14 protein-coding genes are annotated in these 16,298 nt (G+C 65.4%); 10 read left to right on the top strand and 4 right to left on the bottom strand.

Annotated features, from left to right (window positions below; all coding sequences use genetic code 11):
* The 7 genes from PRN20_RS11000 (at position 1) to PRN20_RS10970 (ending at position 7,978) form a co-directional block, all read left to right on the top strand.
* Positions 1-1,326 carry an alginate O-acetyltransferase AlgX-related protein gene (locus PRN20_RS11000; RefSeq protein ID WP_273957396.1) on the top strand — a complete coding sequence of 442 codons (1,326 nt, stop codon included), beginning with the start codon at positions 1-3 and terminating at the stop codon, positions 1,324-1,326.
* A gap of 13 nt (positions 1,327-1,339) precedes the next feature.
* Complete coding sequence (locus PRN20_RS10995; RefSeq protein WP_273957395.1) at positions 1,340-1,981, top strand: alginate O-acetyltransferase AlgF; 642 nt, start codon at positions 1,340-1,342, stop codon at positions 1,979-1,981.
* A gap of 21 nt (positions 1,982-2,002) precedes the next feature.
* Positions 2,003-4,732 (top strand): tetratricopeptide repeat protein, encoded by a 2,730-nt coding sequence (locus tag PRN20_RS10990; protein ID WP_273957394.1) that lies wholly within the window; start codon positions 2,003-2,005, stop codon positions 4,730-4,732.
* A gap of 1 nt (position 4,733) precedes the next feature.
* Complete coding sequence (locus PRN20_RS10985; RefSeq protein WP_273957392.1) at positions 4,734-5,783, top strand: alginate lyase family protein; 1,050 nt, start codon at positions 4,734-4,736, stop codon at positions 5,781-5,783.
* Positions 5,784-6,039: 256 nt separating this feature from the next.
* Positions 6,040-6,258, top strand: coding sequence for a hypothetical protein (locus tag PRN20_RS10980; protein ID WP_273957391.1), 219 nt, complete (start codon positions 6,040-6,042; stop codon positions 6,256-6,258).
* Positions 6,259-6,594: 336 nt separating this feature from the next.
* Positions 6,595-7,404 (top strand): outer membrane protein, encoded by an 810-nt coding sequence (locus tag PRN20_RS10975; protein WP_273957390.1) that lies wholly within the window; start codon positions 6,595-6,597, stop codon positions 7,402-7,404.
* A 241-nt stretch (positions 7,405-7,645) separates the two neighbouring features.
* The gene (locus tag PRN20_RS10970) at positions 7,646-7,978 is read left to right on the top strand and encodes a hypothetical protein (protein ID WP_273957389.1); all 333 of its coding nucleotides are present in this window, start codon (positions 7,646-7,648) and stop codon (positions 7,976-7,978) included.
* A 3-nt stretch (positions 7,979-7,981) separates the two neighbouring features.
* On the opposite strand, the gene PRN20_RS10965 is transcribed toward PRN20_RS10970, so the two are convergent.
* On the bottom strand, positions 7,982-9,499 hold the full coding sequence (locus PRN20_RS10965; protein ID WP_273957388.1) for a peptidoglycan-binding protein: 1,518 nt from the start codon (positions 9,497-9,499) through the stop codon (positions 7,982-7,984).
* Between the two features lie 206 nt (positions 9,500-9,705).
* Here PRN20_RS10965 and PRN20_RS10960 point away from each other — a divergent pair, with 206 nt between their 5' ends.
* A complete protein-coding gene (locus PRN20_RS10960; RefSeq protein ID WP_273957387.1) occupies positions 9,706-9,999 on the top strand; it encodes a GIY-YIG nuclease family protein in 294 nt (97 codons plus the stop codon).
* A 123-nt stretch (positions 10,000-10,122) separates the two neighbouring features.
* On the opposite strand, the gene cysN is transcribed toward PRN20_RS10960, so the two are convergent.
* The gene (gene cysN / locus PRN20_RS10955; protein WP_273957386.1) at positions 10,123-12,039 is read right to left on the bottom strand and encodes a sulfate adenylyltransferase subunit CysN; all 1,917 of its coding nucleotides are present in this window, start codon (positions 12,037-12,039) and stop codon (positions 10,123-10,125) included.
* Positions 12,039-12,956, bottom strand: a complete 918-nt coding sequence (gene cysD / locus PRN20_RS10950; protein ID WP_273957385.1) for a sulfate adenylyltransferase subunit CysD — start codon at positions 12,954-12,956, stop codon at positions 12,039-12,041. Before cysD ends, cysN begins: the two co-directional genes overlap by 1 nt.
* 302 nt (positions 12,957-13,258) lie before the next feature.
* On the opposite strand from cysD, the gene PRN20_RS10945 reads away from it, so the two are divergent.
* Both PRN20_RS10945 and PRN20_RS10940 read left to right on the top strand, forming a co-directional pair.
* Positions 13,259-14,311, top strand: coding sequence for a cysteine synthase A (locus PRN20_RS10945; RefSeq protein ID WP_273957384.1), 1,053 nt, complete (start codon positions 13,259-13,261; stop codon positions 14,309-14,311).
* Positions 14,308-15,018 carry an alanyl-tRNA editing protein gene (locus PRN20_RS10940; RefSeq protein WP_273957383.1) on the top strand — a complete coding sequence of 237 codons (711 nt, stop codon included), beginning with the start codon at positions 14,308-14,310 and terminating at the stop codon, positions 15,016-15,018. The genes PRN20_RS10945 and PRN20_RS10940 overlap by 4 nt, the downstream gene beginning before the upstream one ends.
* Before the next feature lie 132 nt (positions 15,019-15,150).
* On the opposite strand, the gene PRN20_RS10935 is transcribed toward PRN20_RS10940, so the two are convergent.
* Entirely contained in the window at positions 15,151-16,200 is a 1,050-nt protein-coding gene (locus tag PRN20_RS10935) for an amino acid ABC transporter substrate-binding protein (protein ID WP_273958062.1), read from the bottom strand.
* Between the last annotated feature and the right edge of the window lie 98 nt (positions 16,201-16,298).

Raw genomic sequence — 16,298 nt, 5'->3', positions numbered from 1 at the left:
ATGAACAAGTCCCTGCTGCTGGGCGCGGCCCTCGCTGCCCTGCTTTCCGCCAGCCCGGCCCTCGCCGCCAACTCGGCCTTCGGCTGCAAGCATCTGGAGGACAACCCCACCCTCCCTTCGGTCGAAGGCCGCGACGGGTTCTTCTTCCGCATCTTCGCAGACCTGCGCATGCAGCATCCGTTCACCGAGGACACGACCACGCAGATGGGCAAGCTCGCCGAGGCGCTGAAGGCGCACGGCACGACCATGCTCTACGTGCCGATCCCGACCAAGAGCGTGACGCTGCCGACCTTCCTCCCCGACGAAGCCCGGCTCTTCGGCTTCGACGAGGACGTCGCGGTTGCCGTCTACGAGGACCAGGTGGCGCGGCTCAACGCCAAGGGTGTGATCGCGGTCGACCTGCTTTCGGCGCTCCGCACCACCGATGGCAACGATCCGCCGTTCTTCAAGTCCGACTTCCACTGGACCTCGCGCGGCGCCGAAACCGCCGCAAAGACCATCGGCGGTACGATCAAGCAGCTGCCGGCCTATGCCGACGTGACGCCGGTCACCTACGAGACCAGGGCCACCGGCGCCGAGCTGGCCGTCTCCGGCATGCGCCGCACGCTGCAGGCCTATTGCGTCGAGAGTCTGCCCCCGGTGATCAGCACCTCCTACGAGACGGTGGAAGTCGCCAGTGCCGACGCCAGCCTCGATATCTTCGGCGATAGCGGCGGCGCCGAGGAAGGCGCAACCAACGACGAGATCGCGCTGGTCGGCACCAGCTTCTCCGATGCACTGGTCCCGAACTTCTCGGGCTTTCTCGCCCAGTACGCGAGCCTGCCGGTCGCCAACATGGCGATCACCGGCGGCAACCAGTTCGGCGCCATCACCTCGTACCTCACCTCGCGCGAATTCCAGGCCAACCGGCCGAAATTCCTCGTGTGGGAAAACCCGATCTACAACAACCTCGCCCAGTTCGGCACCGGCTCGCTCACCGAGCTGATCGCCGCGGCCCGCAACGACTGCCAGCCGGTCGGCAACGCGCCAGTCGTCGACAGGGCGAAGGGCCTCTACGAAGCCGACCTCACCGGCACGCCGATCGCGCCGAACCAGGTGCTGCTCGCCGATGCCGGTGACGATGGCAGCCGCGACGTGGTGCTCAACTTCGAGAGCACCGACGGCCGCACCTTCACGCGTGAAGTCCACCGTGGCGACCGCTTCCGCGGCACCGGCCGGTTCTTCATCCCGCTCGAGTCCCTCGACAGCCTCGAACTGTCGAAGGTCTCCATCACGTTCGATCGCCTCTCGGAAGAGAAGGCGGCGATCTCCCTGTGCAACACCTAGGAAGGAGAGCCAGATGCTGCGCTCAACCCCCAAACTCATCACACTGACCACCCTGCTGCTGCTCGGCGCCACGCCGATGGCGATGGCGCAGGATGACGGGCTGTACGACGCCCCGGTCGATCCGAACTCCGCCTTCGTGCGCGTGCTGGTGCCGGGTGCCGCGGTGGCCGTGGTCAACGGCGCGACTGTCGACGACATCACCGACGGCCTCTCGCCCTATGTGAACGTGCAGCCGGGCGATATCGCGGTCTCGGCCGGCGACGTCTCCGGCTCGGTCTCCACCTCGCCCGGCGCCTACTACACCTATGCCTGGAGCGTCGAAGGCGAGCCGCTGGTGCTGCAGGACGATCCGGCCTCCGATCCGAGCAAGGCGACCGTCTACTTCTACAACCTCTCCGACCTCGCCAGCGTCGACCTGTTCGTGCCCGCGGCCAAGACCAAGGCCATCGAAGCCGTGGCTGGCGACACCGGCAAGTCGGTCGCGCTCAAGGCGCCGCTGACGCTCGATTTCGAAGTGCAGGCCGACGGCGAGGCAGTCGCCACCGTGGCCGCGCTCGACCTCAAACGCCGCGGCGGCGTCTCCATCGTCTTCACCGGCTCGAACGGCACCTACACTGCTGCCGCCGTCGAGAACGCGTTCTTCCGCGCGCAGTAATCGCGCCAATCGGAGGCTGAGATGCCCTCATTCGTCCCCCGCCTCGCCACTGCCCTGCTGCTCGGCTCAGGTCTCGTGTCTGCCGCTGTCGCGGCGCCTGTCGATGTGACCTTCCTGCCGCCGGAGATCCCGGCGCAGGAAGTCTGCGTTGCCAAGAAGGCCGATCCCGACGTGGTGGCGCGCTGGCAGGCGTGGGACGGAGCTTCCGTGCCCGAGGGCGATCCGGAGCTGGTGCTGCGCGACGCGCGGCGCCTGCGCGACCTCAACCCGACCGGCAACTTCGAGCTGGTCGACAAGATGCTGGCGATCGTTGGCAAGATGCCGGCGCCCAAGGTGCCGGACACCTCGATCGACCGGATCAACCTCTACCTCAAGGCCGGCAAGGTGCCGCAGCTGCGCGACACCGGCGTCATCGCAGGGCTGGAGACCAATGCCGACAGCCTCGCGCCCAAGGCGCTCAACCTGCTCTCGACGCTCTACATCGACGGGCTGGTGGTGAAGAAGGACCGCGAGAAGGGTCTCGGCTACCTCACCCGCGCGGCCATGGGCGGCAATGCCGATGCCCTGCTCCGCCTCGCCTCGATGAACATCGACGGCGAACAGGTGCCGGGCTGGGAGCTCGATCCCAAGCTCGCCGTGACGATGGCGTTCGGCGCGCTCGTGGGCAAGCTCGACGCCGACATCTGCGACCGCATCGGCCGCATCGCCCGCGAGTATTCCAAGGGCCTCGTGGTCAAGCAGGACCACAACATCTCCGAGCAGTGGCTGCGGCTCGCCGCCGATCTCGGTGACGCCAGTGCGGCCTGGAAAGTGGCGCAGCTCCACCTCGAGAGCGAGCTGATCGTCAAGAACAACGACAGCCTGCTGAAGTACCTGAACCTCGCATCGGACCGCAGCGTCGCCGCGGCGCAGGTGGAATTGGGCAAGCTCTACGAAGCCGGCGCTCTCGTACCAGAAGACAAGAACAGGGCCGAGGCGCTCTATGCCCAAGCGTCCGACCTCGGCAGCCGCAACGCGCTGTTCCGGCTGGTGACGCTGCTCGAGAAGGAGCAGTCGATCCCGGAAAAGAAGCAGGCCTACCAGGCGCGCCTCACCGAGCTCGTCGGCATGTCGCAGCCGCCGGGCTGGGCATTCTCCAAGCTCGCCAAGCTCGTGCTGACCGACAAGGGCCGCTGGGCCGGAGAAGCCGAGGCCAAGGCGCTGCTCGAAAAGGGCGTGGCGCTCGAAGACGCCGACTCCGCGCAGGAACTGGCCTTCATCCTGCTGCGTCATCGCGACGAGCCGGGCCTGTTCGAGCGGGCGACCGAACTGCTCGGCTTCGCCGTGACCAATGCCGGCAAAATCGACCCGATGACCGACCTGCGGCAGGCCTACCTCTGCCGTGCGCCGGAGGGTGCGGATATGCGCCTCGCCGGCTTCTGGCAGCGCACCGAAGACGCAGCGGGCAACTCGACCGAGTTCATGGATTCCGACGACATCGGCGCGCTCGATCCGAGTGCCGATCCGATCTCGCTGGCCAAGCTCCAGACCCATGCGCTCTACGGTCGACCGAACTCGGTGGCCTACTATTTCGATTATCTCGGGCGCAACGGCGCCAGCCCCGAGATGCTGGCGTTCTGGCAGTCCCGCATCGACCCGGTGCCGGCGACCGTCGACGCTCTGGCACGGCACCGCCTGACCGTCACCCCCACGCCCGAGGTGATCGAGGAAACCATCGCCGCTCTGAAGCGGGCCCGTGAAGAGGGTCTGCCGCGTGCGGCCGTAGATCTCGGCTCGGTGCTGCTGGACTACTTCCCCAGCGATGCGGAGCGGCGGACGGAAGCCATCGGCTACCTGACCGAAGCAGCGCAGATGGGCTCCGGCGAGGCCATCCTCCGCCTGCTGCCGATCATGCAGTCCGAGGGCGTCACCGACGCCGACCTCCTGGCGCAGTACCATCAGGCCATCGAGGATCGCGGCGACGCGGACGCGCTGATCTTTGCCGCGTCCAACACCAAGGACGAGGCGCAGCGGCACGACTACCTGTACCGCGCCGCCAGCGTAGTGGATTGCACCTTCGAGAACACGATCAAGCTGGCTGGCGCCTTCGTTGCCACGGCAGACGACGCCGAGACCGAGCACTGGCTCGAGGTCAGCCTGCGGCTCGCGGGCGACGACGGCTGGCGCCACACGGCGATCGCCGACCGCTACATGGCGATGGGCGGCGAGGAGCGGGCCAAGACCGCCGTCGAGCTGTTCGACCAGGCGGTGGCACTGGGCGACGACACGGCGGTAAGCCGGCTGGTGAAGATCTATGCCGACCCCGACAGCGAGGACTACGCGCCCACCAAGGCGGTGGCGATGTTCAAGCGCATGATCGACGACGCGCCGGTCGCCGACCTCAGCAAGATCCGCGAGAAGGTACTCAAAGCCCCTCCGGCGATCATGACCGCGGTGATGGACGAGGTCGACTGGTCGGCCCGCTATGCCGCCGCTGCCGCCTCGGGCGATGCCGTGGCGATGCGCGAACTGGCGCTCTACCTGCGCCAGACGGGCACGACCGTGACCGAGGCGCGTGATGCCAGCTCATGGCTGAAGCGGGCGGCTGAGGCGGGCGACGCGCCGGCCATGGTCGAACTCGCCAAGGCCTACGCCATGGGCATCGGCATCGAGCCTTCGATCCAGCAGGCCACGGTGCTGCTGAAAGACGCGGCCGGGCTCGGCAACACCGAGGCGCAGCAGCTCCTGACATCAATGGCAGTCGAGAACTGAGATGCACACTCCTTTTGGCATCGCGATGGCGATGACGCTTCTCCTCTGCGCGACGGCTCCCCGCGCCGAGGAGAAACCCTTCGCCTGCCCCGAGGTCCCCTCGCCGGTGATCGCCGTCAGCTTCGGTTCGCGCTACACCGACGACAGCAAGACCCGCTCCGACATCGACGAGACTTCGAACGCCGACGTCGACAAGGCCCTGCAGCCGGTCGAGAAGTTCATCGGCGAGCTGATGAAGATGGCGAACACGGCGCTCGTGAACGCCGACGCGAACCGGGCGTCCTGCGTCCTAGACTGGCTCGATCAGTGGGCCGCCGCCGGGGCGCTGACCAACCTAGAGACGGCCAATGTCGAGCTCGCCATCCCGGCGCGCTATGCCGGCATAGCCATCGCGCTGCTCCAGGCCGAAACCGTGGGAGCGCTCGATCCCGTCAAGCGTGCCCGGGTGGTCGACTGGCTTTCCGATGCGGGCGCCGACATGCGGGCGTTCTTCGACACCGAGGCACCGCGCAATGCCAGCCGCAACAACCTCCGCGCCTGGGCCGGGCTGGCTTCGGCAGCCATCGGCCGCCTCGACGGCGACGCTGCGTCGCTCGACTGGGCAAGGGAGAGCTTCGAGCTCGTCGCCTGCCAGGCCGCCCCGGATGGCAGCCTGCCGCTCGAAATGAACCGGGCCGACAAGGCGCTGAACTACCAGCTCCATGCCACCGCGCCGCTGGTGGTCACGGCCGACCTGCTCAAGGCCACCGGCTATGACGGATATGCCGCCTGTGACGGAAACCTCGCGCGCATCGCCGGCTTCAGCCTGGCCGCCCTCGCCGACCCGTCGATCGTCCAGAAGATCAACGGCGTCGAGCAGACGTTCCAGACCGGCAAGCAGGAAGTCGAGCCCTTCATGCTCGCCTGGGTGGAGCCCCTGCTCCGCCACCAGCCGGACCCGGCGCTGGACGAGCTCGTCGACGGGCTGAGACCGCTTGGCCATGCCAAGCTCGGCGGCAACCTTACCCGGATCGGGGACTGGATTTCCCGGCTTCCGGCAGTATCCGGTTAACCCTTCCGGCCGAATTGAGGCGCCGCCTGCCCTAATCGGGTCGGCGGCGCTTTTCATTCGCGGTTCAGGTCGGTACTCACATAAGCGCGGTAGAAACCTGCGCTGAAGCTGTTGCTTCACATACAGCGCGCTTTCCGAACGAAAGCGAAATTGTACTTTGCGTAAGAAGCAATCCCAAGATCCTGCAGTAGCTCCGCACCCGCAACGCCGGGGGCATGCCCGGCTCCGTCGCTCCCTTGGTGAAAGCGCAACTGCCGTGGTCCCCGTAACTGCCGTCGAAGCTCCCGCCGATCTTGGCGCGCGTTTCTCTTCCGTCCTCAGCAAGCTCGATGGCCGCTCGGTCAGCACCGACGCGCTGTTCGATACCCTCAAGCTCGAGACCCTAGACTGGGGCATGGATCATGGCGTGAAAGCCACGGATCTCGACGCTGAAGACACCCCGGTCGCGGCCGAAAGCGCCCCCGACAAGGCGTAAGCAATCTCCGTACGCTTTCTAACGCCCGCCACAACTCCGCCACGGATCGTCACAAATTGCGCAAATATTGGCGTAAATTGGACGTTCATCAACTTTGCGCCGTAAACCGCGCAATCCACAGCAGCATTGCTGTCGCTTTTTTCTGCGCCACAACTGTAATTCTCATTGTCTTTCAGACTCGTATTACGCTGCAGTACGGTAGTGTACACTTGCCACTTCTTTGTCACTACTGCAACACCTCTGCTGAAGTGCCGCCACGTTAAAGACTCGGCGCAAAACGTCGCCTAACTTCCGATAGGCATGGGGTCAGGAAGCGGCCCACTTCGGAGGTATGAAATGAAGGGACGTCTTTTACTACTCGGGGCTGCCTGCCTGCTCACCACGAGCGCAGTTGCGGCTGATCTACCAATTGTCGAGCCGGTCTATGTCGCGCCGATCTACGATTGGAGCGGTTTCTACGTCGGTGTTAACGGGGGCTATGGCGGCGGCGAATTCAAGCACCCGTTCGATCTGTGCCACTACTATCCCCAGATCGTCCTCGATGAAGGGGAAGGAGAAGGCGACTACAACAACGATTGCTACTCTGAGTATGCGTTGTCGGGTAGCGCGGATATCACGGCCGGCGGCTTCGTCGGCGGTATCCAGGGCGGCTACAACTGGCAGTTCGACGAGAACTTCCTGTTCGGTATCGAAGGCGACATCCAGGGGTCCAGCATCGACGGGCGCGTCTCGATCAACGTCGACTCCGGGAACGACAGCTTCGATGCGGACATCGGAACCAGCCTCGACTGGTTCGCGACCCTGCGCGGCCGCGCCGGCTGGGTGAACGATCGGTTCATGGTCTACGGCACCGGCGGTGTCGCCTGGGGCCGCACCACATCCTCGGTCAACGCCAGCTACAATAACGTAGACATCTTCGACGAGATCGGAATCGACAACGAAGTCGAGAACGATCGCTTCGGTTGGACGATCGGCGCCGGTGTCGAGTATGCGCTGACCGACAACATCACGTTCAAGACCGAATATCTCTTCACCGACCTCGGGTCGGAAGAGATCATCAACTTCGACGACTACGGGATCGACTTCACCGCTGACAGTGACGTCGCGTTCCACGTGGTTCGTGCCGGTATCAACTTCCAGTTCTAGCCTGCGAAGCGAGCACTGGCCCCCGGTCACTTTGCCGGGGGCATTTTTCTGCCCGCGACTCCCCTCTCCTACGCGTTCCCGCCTTAACCACGGCAGCAGGTCGCCGCTGCGGGACGCTTGCCCATTGGTTCCGTTAGTGTTTTGGTAACCACGCCGGTTTCCGGTTTGGTAACCAAGCGGTTGCCGGCGCGTCGCAACATGCCGGGCCGTCTTGGGGACCGGCCGATACTGGAGCAAGTAAATGCGTAGATCCGATCTGCTGCGTCTCCTGGGCGTGGCATCGCTGGCTGTTGCCGCCAGCATCTCCCTCTCCGCCACCGCCGCCACTGCCTTTTCCGGCCTTTCGGACAAGCAGAAGGCGCATATCGAAGAGTACTTCCACTGCAAGAAGCTGCTGTGGACTGATATCCCGGCCTTCAATGCCGATCCCGTCTGCGGTGGGAGCGGACAGTACGAACTCAAGTCGCTCGCCCCGACCGGCGACGGCGTCCGTCCGCCGCCACGCGAGCCGGATTGCGAATGGGAATATCCCGAGTTCGGGCGTCAGTCGTCCGAGTGCCCGATACCGAGCTGATCGTCAGCTGCCGGCCACGTAACAACCGCCGCCGTCGGCCTTGATGGCGGCGCAGATTTCACTGGCCCGTTCGAGGGAAGCGGTCGGCAGCCGCACCCGATAGATCTCGCCGGAGGTTTCGACCTCCGGCTCGATCCCTCCGAACAGCACGTCCCAGCGATCAGCCGCATACTCCCGCGAGCGCTCCGCAGCGTCGGCGTCGGTGAGCTTTGAAAGCTCGACATAGACCGTGCCACCGCTGGCCGGCTGCGCCTTGTCGTCCAGGGAAACCGCGATCTCGATCCTGTCCCCGCTCAGGATGCCGAACTCATCGAGTTCGGTGGCCGTGAAGACGTACATGTCATCGGGCGGCGTGCGCAGCATGTGCGAAATCACCTGCTGGTGGACGCCGAAGATCTGCAGCGCATCGAGCACATCGCCCAGCGCATTCTGGGCCATCACCAGGTCGGCGACCTCCGCCGAGATCTGGTGCACGCCCAGTTCGCCATCGACCTGCCGGTCCGAGCCGCCGAGGAAGATGTAGGCGCAGGCCGAGTAGCAGCCCATGTCCGCGGGGACGTAGGTCTTCATGCCCCGGCGGTGAACCTCGCGGGCCATCTCCACGGCGGCGTCGACGGAACCGCCGGCGCTGTTGAGCACAAGGATCTTCGCATTTGGCCGCTTCGCGAGCGCATTCTCGAATTCGGTCGCGCTGTCATCGGTGACATCGGCGCTGAAGACGATCAGGTCGGGATTGTCCTTGGGCAGCCGGAACGCGGCAGGCGCCGGTCCCGCACCGCCCTGCGCCTTGCGCACCTCGAGCGGCGGGGGCAGGCTGCCGATCGGCGTGAAATGCGAGGCGATGTAGACCGAGGCGATCGGCCCCTCCTCCTCGTAGGTCTTGCCCCAGGCCAGCGAGTAGCCGATGGCCTCGCCGTCGGCATTCACGAACATCGTATAGAACGAGTAGTCGCCGATCTGGCCGGAGACGACGAAGCGGCTCGTGCCGAAGTTGCGATAGGTGACGATCCGCTCCGGATCCGGGCTCGTCATGACGGCGAACAGTTCCTCGAACGACTGCGCGGCGAGCGAGGCGTGCATCGTCTCGAGCGAAATCTCGCCATCGGCGCTGACATAGGAGGTGCCGACATCGGTCGGGTTGCGGATCGAGAGCAGGCCAACCGGGATCATCATGGCGACCCGGGCCATGGTGTCGCTCACCAGTTCGATGCCGAGCCGGCTGTCGACCTTGCTCGCCGCGTCCCGCAGGGCATTGCGCTCCGGATCGGAGAGCACCCCGGTCCCCGACTTGCCCTGGCTCTTCTGGAAGGCCGCGATCGCGTCGAACGTCCCCTGGCCGAACCGGCCATCGACCAGATGCTGGTAGTGGCCGAGCAGGATCAGGTCCGCCTGAGTCGCCGTCCGCTCCGCGTCGGACAGGCGCTCGAACCAGGTTCGCGAGTCATCAAAAGACGCGTACGCCAGCCCGGCCGGCATCCACAGGAGCAGCAGCCAAAACCCAAGGCGAAGCACGTTGCGCATGAAGAAAACCGATCAACCCAACAGCATTGTTGCATCGATTTGTACGCAGCGCCAGCGAATGGGACGGACTATCCAGTGGTCCTCACGAGAGGTCCATCTCTGCAGGGAAGCGGGCCGGGATCAGGGGCATGCCGAGCGCTCGGCACTGGGTTCCCGCTTTCGCGGGAATGACGTCGTGGCTAGGTTAGGCCCCGACGAGGGCCCCGATGGACAAGGATTTCCACGTTTACATATTGGCCAGCAAAATGGGCGGCACGATCTACATTGGGGTCACCAGCGACCTCGTGGGGCGGGTCTACATCCACAGGGAGGCCCTCGTGCCCGGCTTTACCAGCAAGTACGGCGTCCATCGGCTCGTCTGGTTCGAACAGCGCGGCACCGCCGAGTCAGCCATCACCCGAGAGAAGCAGCTGAAGAAATGGAACCGGGCCTGGAAGATCGAACCGATCGAGAAGACGAACGCTAGCTGGAAAGACCTCTACCCGACCCTCTTCACCTGACGGCACGCACCAACTCCGCCGCCGTCCAGACCACCACCGCCGTCATTCCCGCGAAAGCGGGAACCCAGTGGAATGCAGCGGCATCAGCCGGCCCCGCAACTAGGCGTGCAGCGCAAGCAGCCCCTAGATCGAGTACCCCGTGTCCCACTCGAACACTTTGGCGAAGAGCTCGTCGGCCATCTGGAGGGGGTCCTGCAGGGCGCCGTGCAGCACGATGTCCGGCTTCTCCGGCGCTTCGTACGGGCTCGAGATGCCGGTGAAGTTCTCGATCTCGCCGCGCCGGGCCTTGGCATACAGCCCCTTGGGATCGCGGGCCTCGCAGACCTCGAGCGGCGTGTTGACGAACACCTCGGTGAACTTCACGTCGCCGGCGATCTCGCGCGCCAGCCGACGCTCGTTGCGGAAGGGCGAGATGAACGAGACGATGACGATCAGCCCGGCATCGGCCATCAGCCGCGCCACCTCGGACACGCGACGGATGTTCTCCACGCGCGCCTCGTCGGTGAAGCCGAGGTCCTTGTTGAGCCCGTGGCGGACATTGTCGCCATCGAGGATGTAGGCGTGCCGGCCCTCGGAGGTCAGGCGCTTCTCGATGAGGTTCGCCACGGTCGACTTGCCCGAGCCCGATAGCCCGGTGAACCAGACGATCTGCGGCGTCTGCCCCTTCATCTCGGCGCGCACCTTCCGGTTCACGTCGAAGCTCTGGTAGCTCAGGTTCTGGGCGCGGCGCAGGCCGAAATCGATCACGCCGGCGCCGAGCGTGGCGTTGGAGATGCGATCGATCAGGATGAAGCTGCCCGACAGTGCATTGTCGCCATAGCTGTCGAAGGCGATCGGCTTGTCGGTGGCGATAGTGACCGTGCCGACTTCGTTCAGCTCCAGCGTCTTGGCCGCGCTCTCCTCGAGCGTGTTGACGTTGGTGCGGAACTTGAGGTCGGTGATCGAGGCCGGAACCAGCTGCGCGCCCAGCTTGAGCAGATACGAGCGGCCCGGAATGGCCTGCTCGTCGTTCATCCAGACGAGGCGCGCCTGGAACTGGTTGGAATAGTCAGGCGTCTCGCCGGGATGCACCAGCACATCGCCGCGCGAGATGTCGACCTCGCGGTCGAGCACCAGTGTCACGGCTTCGCCGGCGATGGCGCGCTGCTGGTCGCCGTCCATGGTGACGATACGCGTGATGGTCGCTGGCTTGCGCGAGGCAGCGACGAGAATGTCGTCGCCGACCTTGACCGAACCCGCCGAGACGGTGCCCGAGAAGCCGCGGAAGTCGAGATTGGGACGGTTCACCCACTGCACCGGGAAGCGGAACGGCCTCTCGATGCGGTCGCTCCCGACCTCGATGGTCTCGAGATAAGGCACGAGCTGCGGGCCGTGATACCACGGCATGTGTTCGCTGGCGGCGAGGATGTTGTCACCCCTGAGCGCCGAAACCGGGATCGCGACAAGGCTTTCGAAGCCGAGGTCCTTGGCAAAGGCGCGGTACTCGGCCTCGATGGCGTGGAAGACGGTGGCGTCGTAGCCGACGAGGTCGATCTTGTTGACCGCCAGCACCACGTGCTTGACGCCGATGAGGCTGAGGATGAAGCTGTGCCGGCGCGTCTGGGTGAGCACGCCCTTGCGCGCATCGATCAGCACGATGGCGAGATCGGCATTCGAGGCGCCGGTCGCCATGTTGCGGGTGTACTGCTCGTGGCCCGGGGTGTCGGCGACGATGAACTTGCGCTTGTCGGTCGAGAAGAACCGGTAGGCGACGTCGATGGTGATGCCCTGTTCGCGCTCGGCCGTCAGCCCGTCGACCAGCAGCGAGAAGTCGATGCCCTCGTCGCCGGTCGTGCGGTTGCGGCTTTCCTTGCGGAGCGAGGCGAGCTGGTCGTCTAGGATCAGCTGGCTATCGTAGAGCAGCCGGCCGATCAGCGTCGACTTGCCGTCGTCCACCGAGCCGCAAGTGAGAAAGCGCAGCAGGCCCTTGTCGGTCTGCTCGGCCAGCCAGAGATCGAGGGCGGTTTCGGCGGTGGGGGCGGTCATGGATACGCTGGCCATCAGAAGTACCCTTCCTGCTTCTTCTTTTCCATCGAGCCGGCCTGGTCGCTGTCGATCAGCCGTCCCTCGCGTTCCGAGGTGCGGGAAGCCTGCATTTCCATGATGATCGAAGGCAGATCGGCGGCATCGGAGCGGATGGCGCCGGTGAGCGGGTAGCAGCCCAGGGTGCGGAACCTCACCATCTCCTCGCGCGGCTTCTCGCCGGGCTCGAGCCGGTAGCGCTCGTCATCGACCATGATCAGCGTGCCGGAGCGCTCCACCACCGGCCGCGGCCGTGCGAAGTAGAGCGGCGTGATCTCGATGCCCTCGGAATAGATGTAGGTCCAGATGTCGAGCTCGGTCCAGTTCGACAGCGGGAACACGCGCATGCTCTCGCCCGGTGCCAGCCGGGTGTTGAAGATGCGCCAGAGTTCGGGGCGCTGGTTCTTGGGGTCCCACGCATGCTGGGCGTTGCGGTGCGAGAAGATGCGCTCCTTGGCGCGCGATTTCTCCTCGTCGCGGCGGGCCCCGCCGATCGCGGCATCGTAGCCGCCCGCGTTCAGGGCCTGGCGCAGCGCCTGCGTCTTCATGATGTCGGTATAGCGCGACGAGCCGTGGTCGAACGGATTGACGTTGGCCGCCAGCCCCTCGGGGTTGGTGTGCACCAGCAGCTCGAAGCCGTGCTCCTTCGCCATCCGGTCGCGGAAGGCGATCATTTCCCTGAACTTCCACGTCGTGTCGATGTGGAGCAGCGGGAACGGAATCCGGCTGGGGTAGAAGGCCTTGCGGGCCAGATGCAGCAGGACCGAGGAGTCCTTGCCGATCGAATACATCATCACCGGGCGCTCGAAACTTGCCGCGACTTCGCGGAAAATCTCGATGCTCTCGGACTCGAGGGACTTCAGGTGGCTGAGCCCACGCGGGCCGGAATTGGTCATTTGCGCTGGGGTAAGAGTATTGCTTGGGAGCTGTGAAATAACGCGTCCTCTGCCTACCCGGCAAGCGCGTACAGACTACTAAATCAGTCAACTATTCCACTGGTTTGCGCGGACCCGATCCGAAAAAGGTGGAGCTTGTCGCCCGATCGTCACAGTGGAAACGGCAGCACTGGGAGGCGCGCGCAAACGAAAATCTATTTCTGCTAAGCGGCGGCACGCGTTACCCAATCCGCGCCGTATCTCTTGGCATGCCGGCTGGTGCCCCCTACTTTGCCCCATCCTTCCCCTAAGCCCTTGATCCCATGACCAACCACCGCGACGTTATCTCCGCCATCGGCAACACGCCGTTGATCCGGCTCAACCGTGTGTCCGACGCGACGGGCTGCGAGATCTGGGGCAAGGCGGAGTTCCTGAACCCCGGCCAGTCGGTGAAAGACCGCGCCGCGCTGTTCATCGTCCGCGATGCCGAGCGCAGGGGCCTGCTTCGCAAGGGCGGCACCATCGTCGAGGGCACTGCCGGCAACACCGGCATCGGCCTCTCGATGGTTGCCAACGCGCTCGGTTACAAGTCGGTCATCGTCATCCCCGAGACGCAGAGCCAGGAAAAGAAGGACGCGCTGACCCTGCTCGGCGCCGAGCTGATCCAGGTTCCCGCCAAGCCCTACAAGAACCCGAACAACTACGTGAAGCTCTCGGGCCGCCTCGCCGAAAAGCTCGCCCGCGAGTTGCCCGGCGGCGCCATCTGGGCCAACCAGTTCGACAACGTCGCCAACCGGCAGTCCCACATCGAGACCACCGGCCCGGAAATCTGGGAGCAGACCGGCGGCAAGATCGACGGCTTCATCTGCGCCGTCGGCTCGGGCGGCACGCTGGGCGGCATCTCGATGGCGCTCAAGGCGAAGAACCCGGACATCCAGATCGGCCTCGCCGATCCCGAGGGCGCGGCGCTGTTCAGCTACTACACCACAGGCGAGCTCAGGAGCTCCGGCAACTCGATCACCGAGGGTATCGGCCAGGGCCGGATCACGGCCAACCTCGAGGGCGTCGTGGTGGACCGGGCCTACCAGATCCCCGACAGCGAGGCCCTGCCCTACGTCTTCGACCTGCTCGAGCACGAGGGGCTCTGCCTCGGCGGCTCGTCCGGCATCAACGTCGCCGGCGCCGTGCGGCTGGCGCGCGACCTCGGCCCGGGCAAGACCATCGTCACCATCCTCGCCGACTACGGCAACCGCTATCAGAGCAAGCTGTTCAACCCGGAATTCCTGCGCTCGAAGAACCTGCCGGTGCCGCATTGGCTTGAGCCCGGGACGCCCATAGACTGGCACGCAGTCGTTGAGGCGGAGCCTGTTGCGTGACTGAATTCATCTTTCGAGAGGACAGCTATGTCCGCTCGCTGCCGACGCTGGTGGCGGCGATCACGCCCGAGGGCGGGATCGTGCTCGACCGGACGATCTTCTATGCGACATCGGGCGGCCAGCCCGGCGACACCGGACGGCTGGAGCGCGCCGACGGCTCGTTCATCAACCTCGCGGGCACCATTCATCCGGATGGCGACAAGACGGCGATCGTGCACTTGGCGGCCGAGGGCCAGCCACCGCTGGCCGCGGGCGAAGAGGTGATCGCGCATCTCGACTGGGAGCGCCGGCACAAGCTGATGCGCATGCACACGGCGCTGCACCTCGTGACTGTCGTGCTGCCCTACCCGATCACCGGCGCCTCGGTGGCCGAGGACAAGGGGCGGGTCGATTTCAACCTGCCCGACGCACCTGACGCGGACGAGATCGAGAGCAAGCTCAACGATCTGGTGAACGCTGGCCACGCCGTCTCGGCGGAGTGGATCAGCGACGAAGAGCTCGCGGCCAACCCCGGCCTCATCAAGTCGATGAACGTCAAGCCACCGGTTGGCCAGGGCCGCGTCCGGCTGGTCCGCATCGGCGACATCGACCTGCAGCCCTGCGGCGGCACGCACGTCCGGAACACCAGCGAGATCGGCCCCCTGCGCCTCGGCAAGATCGAGAAGAAGGGCGCCATCAACCGCCGGGTCTCGGTGCTGTTCGGGTAGTCAGGTGCCCGCGCGGCTCGCGACAGCCCCTTACTCCTGCCCTCTCCCCAGAGGGGGTGATGGCACCGGCGGTGCAAACCGCGTCCCCTCTCCCCTCTGGGGAGAGGGTCAGGGTGAGGGGAAGTTGCAGCCCTACTCGATCGGCGGCGCCCAGATCAGGCCGCCATTGCTCCACAGCGCATTCTGTCCCCGAACCACGGCGGCGCCGGTAGCGGGCCCGAAGTTGCGCTCGAAGATCTCGCCGTAGTTGCCCACGGCCCTGATGACATTGGCAATGAACAGGCGGTCGAGCCCGATCGAGGGCCCGAACGTGCCTTCAAGGCCGAGCAGCCGGCGGATGCGGTGCGTCTTGGCGGCGGCGAGGGATTCGATGTTGGCCGACGTGACCCCCGATTCCTCGGCGTTGATCAGCGCGAACAGCGTCCACTCGACGATGTCGAACCACTGGTCATCGCCCTCGCGCACCACCGGACCGAAGGAGTCCTTGGAGATGCGCTCGGGCAGGATGCGGTGGGTCGAGGGCTCGGACAGGCTGCGCCGCACCGCGTTGAGGAAGCTGGCCGGGGCCGAGACGGCGTTGCAGAGGCCGTTGTGATAGGCCACCGCCAGATCCTCGCGGTCTTCGTAGAGCACCTCGTCATAGGTAGCCTGCGTGCCGAAGAAGAATTCGCGCAGGTTGGCCAGTTGCTCGGGCTCATCGAGGATGCAGACCGTGACGTCCTCGAGTTCGTAGGCCGAAACGACGCCCAGCGACTGCGGCACCATGATCGCCTGACCGTCGTAGAACGAGTTGGCGACGTAGCGTACGCCGTAGCTGGTGTCGCGGCGCATGGTCCAGGGCGCGTTGCGAGCGATCAGGTCGATGCTGCCGGTCTGCAACTGGGCGAAACGGCTGTCGCCCGAGAGCGTCACGAATTCCATCTTGCTGGCATCGTTGAAGATCGCCACCGCGACGGCGCGGCAGAAATCGACGTCGAAGCCGGTCCAGCGCCCGTCGGCGCCGGGCTGGGCAAAGCCCGGGATAGGGTCGACGGTCGCACAGATCACGTGGCCGCGGTCGCGGATCGCCTGCAGCGTCGGGCCAGCCGGTTCCGCCTTCTGTGCCAATGCGATCGCGGGCGCCAGGACCGCCAGGCATGTGATGATGCGGACGAGGCTCCGCCAAACGGCCGCAACCGCCATGGTCAATCTTGCTGCTCCTGCTCGCCCTCGGCGCGCAATATCCAGATCAGCCATGGTGGGGTCAAGGCGGCGTTGTCGCGCAGCCGAATTTGGGCGGA

The sequence above is a fragment of the Devosia sp. ZB163 genome, assembly GCF_028613635.1.
Lineage (GTDB): Bacteria > Pseudomonadota > Alphaproteobacteria > Rhizobiales > Devosiaceae > Devosia_A.
The sequence above is the reverse complement of the archived record's forward strand: the minus strand, read 5'-3'. Positions and strand labels throughout refer to the sequence as shown.

What these genes read in the sequence shown, in the direction of transcription:
- PRN20_RS11000 (WP_273957396.1), top strand. Translation starts at nt 1, where the DNA reads ATGAACAAGTCCCTGCTGCTGGGCGCGGCCCTCGCTGCCCTGCTTTCC.
- PRN20_RS10995 (WP_273957395.1), top strand. Translation starts at nt 1,340, where the DNA reads ATGCTGCGCTCAACCCCCAAACTCATCACACTGACCACCCTGCTGCTG.
- PRN20_RS10990 (WP_273957394.1), top strand. Translation starts at nt 2,003, where the DNA reads ATGCCCTCATTCGTCCCCCGCCTCGCCACTGCCCTGCTGCTCGGCTCA.
- PRN20_RS10985 (WP_273957392.1), top strand. Translation starts at nt 4,734, where the DNA reads ATGCACACTCCTTTTGGCATCGCGATGGCGATGACGCTTCTCCTCTGC.
- PRN20_RS10975 (WP_273957390.1), top strand. Translation starts at nt 6,595, where the DNA reads ATGAAGGGACGTCTTTTACTACTCGGGGCTGCCTGCCTGCTCACCACG.
- PRN20_RS10970 (WP_273957389.1), top strand. Translation starts at nt 7,646, where the DNA reads ATGCGTAGATCCGATCTGCTGCGTCTCCTGGGCGTGGCATCGCTGGCT.
- PRN20_RS10965 (WP_273957388.1), bottom strand. Translation starts at nt 9,499, where the DNA reads ATGCGCAACGTGCTTCGCCTTGGGTTTTGGCTGCTGCTCCTGTGGATG.
- PRN20_RS10960 (WP_273957387.1), top strand. Translation starts at nt 9,706, where the DNA reads ATGGACAAGGATTTCCACGTTTACATATTGGCCAGCAAAATGGGCGGC.
- cysN (WP_273957386.1), bottom strand. Translation starts at nt 12,039, where the DNA reads ATGGCCAGCGTATCCATGACCGCCCCCACCGCCGAAACCGCCCTCGAT.
- cysD (WP_273957385.1), bottom strand. Translation starts at nt 12,956, where the DNA reads ATGACCAATTCCGGCCCGCGTGGGCTCAGCCACCTGAAGTCCCTCGAG.
- PRN20_RS10945 (WP_273957384.1), top strand. Translation starts at nt 13,259, where the DNA reads ATGACCAACCACCGCGACGTTATCTCCGCCATCGGCAACACGCCGTTG.
- PRN20_RS10935 (WP_273958062.1), bottom strand. Translation starts at nt 16,200, where the DNA reads ATGGCGGTTGCGGCCGTTTGGCGGAGCCTCGTCCGCATCATCACATGC.